Below are 5,986 nucleotides of genomic sequence, written 5' to 3'. Positions count from 1 at the left end.
TGGCTGCCGTCGTAGATAGTCCCGCATCCGCAGGAAGGGCTGCGTGCTTGCAGGACCGCGTGGGTGACTCCGTGTTCCGTGGCCAGTCGTGCAACCGCTTGTGCTCCGGCGACGAAAGACTCAGTGACGTCTTCGCCTGCGTCCGTGAGGATGCGTGCGGTGCCGTTCAGTACGTCGTGGCCGTCGCCTCCGACAATCTCGGCAGGGGGCCGTGGGGTGGGGAGCCCACCGAGCTGTTCGGCACATGCGGGGAGTGCGCGGCCTGCCGCGACGGCATCGATGATGCCGGGGTCGGGCCTCGCTCGTCCGTCGTAGCGGCATGGGACACCGGCGAGGCAGGAACTGACCAGCACCAGTTGACGCTCCATAGTTTCGGACTCTACGGCCTCCGCGCGAGGTGGGCGCGCGTTCGCGTCCTGCGGCGTCGGTTTCCTTGGCTGGCTCGGCATGATCGACGTTTACGACTTGGTGTCCGGTGCGGGCCAGGCTTCGAGCTTCTGCGGGTTGCGGACAGCCCAGACGTGATCGATCTTCCCGCCGTGGTGGCTGAGGCTGATGACCGCGAGGGTGTGGCCGGCGCCTGTCGCGACGAGTCCGAGTTCGCCGTTGACGAGCTCTTCGCGGATAGCGAGATCGGGTTGCCGTTCGTAGACGCCAAGGAGGAAGCGGGCCACGGCGTCCGCACCAAGGAGGGGTTCGAGGGCGGCGGAGACGAGGCCGCCGCCGTCCGTGATCGCGGTGGCATCGGGATCGAGCAGGGTGATGAGGGTGGCGAGGTCACCGGTCTCCCATGCGCTCTTGAAGGATCGAACGACGGCGGCGTGCTCGGCGGGCTCCACCGTGGTGCTGCGGGTGCTCTGCACCCGGCGGCGTGCGGACGATGCGAGCTGCCGGCACGCTTCTGGGGTGCGGCCAACGACCTCGGCGACTTCGGGGAAGGTGTACCGGAACACGTCGTGGAGGATGAACGCGACCCGTTCGGCCGGCGTCATGGACTCGAGCACGATCAGTAGCGCCATCGACACCGACTCGTCCAGGCTCACCCGGTCAGCAGGGTCGATCGGGTCACTGTCATGGTGGCTGGTCCAGGTGTCAGGGGCAGGCACCGGCTCGGGCAACCACTCCCCGACATACCGCTCGCGGCGGGCGCGGGCAGTGGTGAGCATGTCCAGACCGATACGGCTTGCTGTCTTGATGAGCCACGCCCGTGGAGAGCCGACCTGACGGCGCTGGGCGTCGGTGAGCCGATACCAGCGGATGTAGGTCTCCTGCACGGCATCTTCGGCATCGACCAACGAGCCGAGGAGCCGGTAGGACAGACCCAGGAGCACGCTGCGTTCGCGGATCGCATCGCCCAGCTCGGGCGGCTCAGCCTGGCCCTGACGGGGTCGCATGGTCATCGGTTCTCCTTCCGCGGCTTGGACGTGTGCGATCCGGTGCGTATGTGTCTATCGGATCACATGCCCTTGGGAACAAGACGAGACAGCCCGCGGAAGTGTGAGGCGCGTCATGTCTCACGGCCGTCCGGGGTTCCGGTGTCGTGCCCGATGGCAGCAGGGTCGCTGCCGTGGGCGTGGTCGAGTTCGGCCCGGGTGACGGGGATGATGCGGTCTTGGAAGAACCACCGCGATACCGCCGCCCGCGCCCGGTCTCGGAGGCGAATGCGACCGTGCTCGTCTGGCCGGATCATGAGCGGTTCATAATTCTCGAAGTCGACCAGCCGCCACCGTTCGTACTTGTCGACGGGCTGGTGGACCTCGACGTACTCGCCGCCCGGGAGGCGGACGATCCTGCCGTTCTCGTAGCCGTGGAGCACGACTTCACGATCCTTGCGCTGCAGGCCGAGGCAGATGCGTTTGGTCAGCACGAGCCCGGCCGCAGGTCCCAGAAGTAGTGCGAGCTGGAGGGTGAGAACGATCCCGGCGACACCGATGCCGGTGCGGGTCGGGGCGTTGCGGGGACGGGTCAGCAGATGATGCTCGCGCTGGTCGCCGGTGACCCAGCGCTCGATGAATGGGTAGACCATCGCCGTCACCAGGAACAGGACGCAGACGCCGACGGGCACAAGGATCGCCAGGGTCCACGTCCGATCGAGCCACACGAACTCCCAGCCGGGCGGGACGAGGCGCTGCGCCCCGTCGAGGAACGCGAGATACCACAGCGCCCCACCACCGGCAGAGGCGTTGCCGGGGTCTGCCGGCCCATAAGTCCAGATCGGGTTCATCGTCACAGTCGCCGCGATCCCGGTGAGCACGCCGAACACGATGAAGAACAGCCCGGCGCTCTTGGCTACGGCGGCACAGAACGGGCGCCCTACGACGTTGCGGTCCGTCCGGCCGGGGCCGGCGAACTGTGCCGGTTTGTGCACGGCGGCGAGGATGCCGTTCACGTCCATCAGCCCGACGATGATCGCCGGCAGTACAGCGACGTGCAGCGGGTAGAACGTGGTGATCGCCCCTGCGGGGAACGCTCCCTGGAACACCAGGAACGACAGCCAGGTGCCCACGACGGGGATCGCTTTGAGTATCCCGTCGAGCACGGCCAGGCTGCTGCCGGAGAGCATGTCGTCGGGCAGGACGTGGCCGGTCAGCCCTGCGGCCATGCTCGCGAACAGGATGGCGAACAGAGAAGCCAGTTCAGCTCGCGCGGCTTGCGGAACGCGCCGGTGAAGAACACTCGCAGGATGTGCAGCAGGAGCGCCGCGATCATCAACGACGCGCTCCAGTGATGAAGCTGCCGCACCAGCAGACTACCGCGGACCTCGAACGAGATGTCCAGCGCCGACTCCAACGCCCGCGACATCGTGGCCCCGTGCAACGGGACGTAGCGGCCGTCATACTCCACAGCGGTCGTAGACGGGTCGTAGAAGAACAACAGGAACATTCCTGTGAGCGAGCAGACGACGAAACTCGCCACGACGACCTGCCCGAGCAGCAGCGACCAGTGATCTGGGAACACCCGGTGCCGCCAGACGCGGATGACCGAACCGATGCGCGTCCGCTCGTCCAACCACTGGGCGACCCGATCCGTCACCTGAATCCTCTGACACATTGACCAAATCACGTACTGTTCCCTCCGCTGTTAGGGAGACGGAAGTCCGGCTCCCTAACGGAGACGATGGAGCGAGAGGAACTGTGAGACTCGGCCCATCGGGCGAGGTGTGAGCGGCCGCGCGGATGCTACTCGGAGTCGGGAGGCGTCGTGCGCTGCGCTTCCGCCGCGCCCGGCCGCAACGCGTTGATGACGAGCTCTGCATCCTGGGCTGGGATGATATCGACCGATGCAGCGCTCGTCGCCTGTTCACCGTCTCCCGATGCAAGGGCGACGTTCGTGACGATGAGGCCGACGATGATCCTCGCTGCGGCGTCGGAGTCGGCGCTCGCCGAGGTCTGTTCCCGCTCGGCGGCGCGGTTCAGGATGGCTGACAGGTGGTCACGGGTGGGCTCGAGAATGCTCTGTCGCACGGCTGCGGCAAGGTCCGGATCGTGTGCGGACTCTCCGACCAGGGCAACAAGGGCAGCGCCGGCTTTACCGGCGAACAGGCGGCGCTTCTGCTCGAACAGTTCGCGCAGATCACCATCCAACGAGCCAGTGTCGGCGTCGGGCGTCTCGGCGGCGGCGATCTGGCTCGCCACGGCAAGGATCAGCTCGCGTTTGGTGGGCCAGCGCCGGTAGACGGTGGCCGTGGACACCCCCGCGCGCGTCGCGACCGCGCCGAGCGTGAGCTGCGCGTACCCGGCCTCGGCGAGCAAATCGAGAACGGCGTCCACGATCAGCGGGCCGAGCGTCGTGTCAGCGGGACGACCCGGCGCCCGATGGGCGTGCTGCGCGCGCTTCGGGTCGGTCATGTCTCGATCCTACCGAAAAGATACGAAGTCGCTTCATTTCGTAATGGGTTACGATGGGGTCATGCGCACATGGTCACGACTGCGTGCGATACCGACGTTCGAGGGATGCCATGAGAACCATCGTGATGACCGGCGCCAGTCGCGGGATCGGCCGCGCCGCGCTCCACCGCTTCGCCGCGCAACCGCACACTCATGTCGTGCTTCTCGGCCGGAGCACACGTGAGCGAAGCGCGCTCCGCGGGCGCAGGGTCCACGCGGACCTATCCTCCATGAGGAGCGTGGATGCCGCTGCCGAGGAGGTGGCCGAGCTTGTTGGGTCGGGGCGGCTCCCACCCATCGAAGCACTGGTCCTCAACGCCGGGGTGCAGCATACGAACGCGCTCACCGAAACCGTCGACGGACTGGAGTCGACCTTCGCCGTCAACGTCCTCGCCAACCACATCCTGCTGACCCGCTTACGGAGCCATCTGTCTTCGACCGCGCGGATCGTGGTCACCGTCAGCGATACGCACTTCGGGGACTTCCGGCACAACCTCGCCATGGTGCCGGGGCCGAAGTGGCAGCCGGTCGAACGACTCGCGCGCGTCGGCGCGTTCCCCGACCCCGCAAGCGTTTCGGCCGGCCGCACCGCCTATTCCACCAGCAAGCTCGCCGCCATCTATCTCGTCCACGAGCACGTCCGGCGCTTCCCCTCCGGACCGTCGATCCTCTCCTACAACCCCGGGTTTGTCCCGGGAACCAGTCTTGCTCGCGACGCGGATGCCGTTTCCCGGTTCGCGATGCGGTGGATCATGCCGCTGCTCACTCTCACGCCTCTGGCCACGACGCCGGCCCGAGCGGGGCGGCTCCTCACGGACACCGCGTTGGGCGCCGTCGCCGCGCCGAACGGCGCTTACATCGACCGCGACCGCGCCGCCCAGTCATCGCCGGAGTCCTACGACGCGGTACGCGAACAACACACGTGGGAGGTGGTCGAGGCGATCGTCGCCGAGGTGCTGCAACGCCCCACGACGTAGCGACCCGGAACGAACACTGACCCGGAATGAACGGAGCGTCCATGCAAACCATCATCATCACCGGTGCGAGCGATGGCATCGGCGCCGCCGCAGCCAGGCAACTCGCAGGGGAAGGCCGGCGCCTCGTCCTCGTCGGACGCTCAGCGGAGAAAACCCGGGCCGTCGCCGCCGAGACCCGAAGCGTGCATCACGTCGCCGACTTCACGAGGCTCGACGACGTGCGCGACCTCGCGCAGGCCTTTCTGCGCGAGTGCGACCGGATCGACGTGCTGGCGAACAACGCCGGCGGCATCTTCGCCGGCCCGGCCCGCACCGTGGATGGATTCGAGAAAACCTTCCAGGTCAACCACCTCGCCCCATACCTGCTGACCTATCTGCTCCGCGACCGCCTCATCGCCAGCCGCGCCGCGATCGTGAACACCTCCAGCATCGGCGCACGGCTCTTCGGCCGGATCGACCTGGACGACATCCAGACCTGGAACCGCTACCGCCCGAACCGCGCCTACGGCAACGCGAAACTCGCCAACATCCTCTTCACCAAGGGCCTGCACAACCACTTCCACGACCAGGGCCTGTCGAGCGTCGCGTTCCACCCCGGCAACGTCGCCACCAGCTTCGCTTCCGACACCACCAGCTACTTCCGCTGGGTCTACCACAGTGTCCTGAGTCGCTTCCTCATCTCACCCGAGCAGGGCGGCGTCACCCTCGCGCACTTCATCTCGGGCACTCCCGACGCGACCTGGGCATCCGGCGCGTACTACAACGACCGCAGAAAGATCGGACGTACGAACAAGCAGGCCAGCGACCCTGCCATCGTCGCGCAGCATTGGAACCTCAGCGCACAACTCCTGGACATCGCATGGTGACGGCAAGGGGCGCCCGCCTGCGCGTGGGGCATCGCTCGCTTCTGCCGCACCTCACAGCTCGTGGGGCTATCTCGTCTCTTCCTCAGAGCGGGCGCGTGCCTGCTCGCCCGGCCGGACGCTCATCTGAGCCAAGGCGGCGGACACGAATCGCGAGAACCATGAGAGGGAGGCCGGATATGTCCAGTCCCGTCACGTTCATCAACGTCATCGACGTCGACCCGTCCAAGCGGCAGGAGGTGATCGACATTCTGAACGA

At 66.9% G+C, this 5,986-nt stretch carries 7 protein-coding genes; 2 read left to right on the top strand and 5 right to left on the bottom strand.

The window, feature by feature from the left end; all coding sequences use genetic code 11:
• The 5 genes from ACK5IN_RS09595 to ACK5IN_RS09575 form a co-directional block, all read right to left on the bottom strand.
• The coding region (locus ACK5IN_RS09595; RefSeq protein WP_416895968.1) for a DUF523 domain-containing protein at positions 1-368 on the bottom strand (368 nt) is incomplete at its 3' end.
• Between the two features lie 90 nt (positions 369-458).
• A complete protein-coding gene (gene sigJ, locus ACK5IN_RS09590; RefSeq protein WP_416895967.1) occupies positions 459-1,400 on the bottom strand; it encodes an RNA polymerase sigma factor SigJ in 942 nt (313 codons plus the stop codon).
• Between the two features lie 107 nt (positions 1,401-1,507).
• Positions 1,508-2,602 carry a cytochrome b N-terminal domain-containing protein gene (locus ACK5IN_RS09585; protein WP_416895966.1) on the bottom strand — a complete coding sequence of 365 codons (1,095 nt, stop codon included), beginning with the start codon at positions 2,600-2,602 and terminating at the stop codon, positions 1,508-1,510.
• Positions 2,587-3,033, bottom strand: coding sequence for a cytochrome b N-terminal domain-containing protein (locus ACK5IN_RS09580; RefSeq protein ID WP_416895965.1), 447 nt, complete (start codon positions 3,031-3,033; stop codon positions 2,587-2,589). The genes ACK5IN_RS09585 and ACK5IN_RS09580 overlap by 16 nt, the downstream gene beginning before the upstream one ends.
• 146 nt (positions 3,034-3,179) lie before the next feature.
• Positions 3,180-3,848, bottom strand: coding sequence for a TetR/AcrR family transcriptional regulator (locus tag ACK5IN_RS09575; RefSeq protein ID WP_416895964.1), 669 nt, complete (start codon positions 3,846-3,848; stop codon positions 3,180-3,182).
• Between the two features lie 53 nt (positions 3,849-3,901).
• Here ACK5IN_RS09575 and ACK5IN_RS09570 point away from each other — a divergent pair, with 53 nt between their 5' ends.
• Positions 3,902-4,864 carry an SDR family NAD(P)-dependent oxidoreductase gene (locus tag ACK5IN_RS09570; protein ID WP_416895963.1) on the top strand — a complete coding sequence of 321 codons (963 nt, stop codon included), beginning with the start codon at positions 3,902-3,904 and terminating at the stop codon, positions 4,862-4,864.
• A 41-nt stretch (positions 4,865-4,905) separates the two neighbouring features.
• On the top strand, positions 4,906-5,730 hold the full coding sequence (locus ACK5IN_RS09565; RefSeq protein WP_416895962.1) for an SDR family NAD(P)-dependent oxidoreductase: 825 nt from the start codon (positions 4,906-4,908) through the stop codon (positions 5,728-5,730).
• Positions 5,731-5,986: the final 256 nt, after the last annotated feature.

This window comes from Microbacterium sp. (genome assembly GCF_047971895.1).
Taxonomy (GTDB): Bacteria; Actinomycetota; Actinomycetes; order Actinomycetales; family Microbacteriaceae; genus Microbacterium.
This window is presented reverse-complemented; position numbering and strand designations above follow the sequence as displayed.